This window comes from Bacillus sp. 05T31 (genome assembly GCF_056396725.1).
This window is the reverse complement of the sequence record NZ_JBFTMA010001291.1, coordinates 1-546: the sequence shown is the minus strand read 5'-3', so window position 1 is coordinate 546 and position 546 is coordinate 1. Positions and strand designations below refer to the sequence as shown.

Below are 546 nucleotides of genomic sequence, written 5' to 3'. Positions count from 1 at the left end.
GTTAACATAATAATAGGGACATTTGATTGTTGACGAATTTCCTCGCATAATTCCCATCCATCTTTTTTTGGCATCATCAAATCTAATATAATTAAATCTGGTTGATGTGTAAGAAATAAATCCCAACCTTCTTTACCATTTACAGCGGTATAWACTTCATATTCTTCTCTTTCTAAATACCGTTTGCATACTTCTCGAATATTTTCTTCATCTTCTACGATTAAAATTCTTTTTTTCATCTGTAATCCTCGCTTCTTTTTCACCAATAATACAAAAGGTTCTCTTATATGCTTTCATCTAATACAGATATAAAATTCAGATAGGAAGATGTAACGACTAATCGTAGATCTAAATCAGAATCCTACACTTTGGTCTTATGGTCACTGAAAACGATTAAAAGTGCCAATATAATCTAGATGATAATTTTAGCATTTGATTACTTATATGACTAGATAAACACTTAAAATAGTAGTATCCCAATCATATAAATCGAAAATTTAAATCAGATTTTTTATTACAGACATTACTTATTTATCTTGTCAGGAT

General features: G+C 28.8%; 1 protein-coding gene. It reads right to left on the bottom strand.

Annotation, left to right across the window (positions count from 1 at the left end; translation table 11 throughout):
* The coding region (locus AC1DJR_RS32975) for a response regulator (RefSeq protein ID WP_477004563.1) at window positions 1-239 on the bottom strand (239 nt) is incomplete at its 3' end.
* Window positions 240-546: the final 307 nt, after the last annotated feature.